The 2,139-nt window shown below is 73.5% G+C and carries 1 protein-coding gene; it reads left to right on the top strand.

What is annotated here, in order from left to right; translation table 11 throughout:
• The coding region (locus tag ACFXPK_RS25530) for an AAA family ATPase (RefSeq protein ID WP_385078951.1) at positions 1 to 1,940 on the top strand (1,940 nt) is incomplete at its 5' end.
• Positions 1,941 to 2,139 lie beyond the last annotated feature (199 nt).

Here is a 2,139-nt window from a genome sequence, read left to right as displayed (position 1 = left end):
CGGCCGAGGCGCGCGCCGCCGCCCAGCTCTTCTGGGCGCACGGCACGACGAAGGAGGCGCGCGACGTCTGGACCCGGCGCGCGGTCTCGATGGCACGGGCCCGCGCCACCTTCGGGCTGGCGCCCGCGATCACGGCGCTGATGGCCGAACTGGCCGGCGTCATGGCCCCGTACGGCGGCGGCGCGACGAGCGCCGCGTACCTCTTCGAGGAGCTGACGAGCGGCCCGGACGGCTTTGTCACCGGCGCGGGCGCGCGGACGCTGCTCGCCGGGTTCCACCGCGCGGTCGGGACGTCCGCGTACGACGACGACCTGGACGGGCTGGGCGAGGAGGACCTTGACACCCGACGCCAGATTGTCGAGAACTGGCTGACCGCATACGTCGAGTCGAACGGCGTCGCCGCAGCTCAGGGGGGCGATCAGGGAGGCGATGTCCGGGGCGATCTGGCGGAGGCCGTCGCCGTGGAACTCTGCCCCGGCCTCACCCGCCACGACTCCGGGGCGCCGCTCGGCGAGCGCGTCGAGGGGCTGCTCGGGAGCCATCCGAGGATCACGCGCCGCGGTCTGACCGTCCGGCTCGACGAACTCCTCGCTCGTACCGCCGACTTCCGCGAGCGGGTGGCCCCCGGCTTCCGGGAGTACCAGCGCCGGCGCGGCGCGCTGGTCGCCGCCGAACGGGCCCGGCTGCGGCTGGACGACCACCGGCCGCGCGTCATGTCCACGTTCGTGCGCAACCGGCTCATCGACGAGGTCTATCTGCCGCTCATCGGGGACAGCCTCGCCAAGCAGCTCGGCACGGCGGGCGGGACACGGCGGACCGACTCGCACGGCCTGCTGCTGCTCGTCTCCCCGCCCGGGTACGGCAAGACGACGCTCATGGAGTACGTCGCCGACCGGCTCGGCCTGGTCCTGGTGAAGATCAACGGCCCGGCCCTGGGGCACGGCGTCACCTCGCTCGACCCGGAGCAGGCGCCGAACGCCACCGCGCGCCGAGAGGTCGAGAAGATCAACTTCGCGCTGGAGTGCGGCAACAACACCCTGCTCCACCTGGACGACATCCAGCACACCTCGCCCGAACTCCTCCAGCAGTTCATCTCGCTGTGCGACGCCCAGCGCCGCATCGAGGGCGTGTGGAACGGCCGTCCGCGCAGCTACGACCTGCGCGGGAAGCGCTTCGCGGTGTGCATGGCGGGCAATCCGTACACCGAGTCGGGCCAGAGCTTCCGGATCCCGGACATGCTCGCCAACCGCGCCGACGTCTGGAACCTGGGCGAGGTGCTGACGGGCAAGGAGGACGCCTTCGCGCTGAGCTTCGTGGAGAACGCCCTCACCGCCCACCCGGTCCTGGCCCCGCTGGCCGCCCGCGACCGCGCCGACCTCGACCTCTTCGTACGGCTGGCGTCGGGCGACCCGACGGCGCGGGCCGACCGGCTGGTCCACCCGTACGCGCCGGCCGAGTCGGACCGTGTCCTCGCCGTCCTGCGCCATGTCCTGACGGCGCGCGCCACGGTCCTCGCGGTCAACGCGGCGTACATTGCGTCGGCGGCGCGGGCGGAGGCGTCCCGTACGGAGCCGCCGTTCCTGCTCCAGGGCTCGTACCGGAACATGAACAAGATCGTCGCCCGGCTGGACGCGGTGATGAACGACGCCGAGGTCGCCGCCGTCGTCACCGACCACTACGCGGGCGAGGCCCAGACCCTGACGGCGGGCGCGGAGGCGAACCTCCTCAAACTCGCCGAGCTGCGCGGGACGTTGACCGGGGAACAGGCGGACCGCTGGGCGGCGGTCAAGGCGGCCCACGTACGGTCGGCGGCGCTCGGCTCCCCGACGGACGACCCCCTCGCACGGGCGGTCGCGGCGCTGGGGGTCCTGGCGGACCGGGTGGGCGCGGTGGAGTCCGCGATCACGCGGGAACGATCACGCGGGGCTACGCACTGTTGACGGAGCGTGCGAGAAGGTTGACGCTTGGGGTCACGGTGTCATGTCGGATGAGCCGATGAGCGTATGGGGGAGTACGGGGGCCGAGGGGGCACCGGGCCGGGGGAAGAGGGGGGATCGGGGGGCCGGGGGGGGGGGGGCGAGGGGTGGGCCCCCCCCCCCCCCCCAAGAGGGCCCCCCCGGGACCCCCAAACACCCCAGA

Origin of the sequence: Streptomyces sp. NPDC059142 (genome assembly GCF_042755665.1) — a bacterium.
Taxonomy (GTDB): Bacteria; Actinomycetota; Actinomycetes; order Streptomycetales; family Streptomycetaceae; genus Streptomyces.
This window is presented reverse-complemented; position numbering and strand designations above follow the sequence as displayed.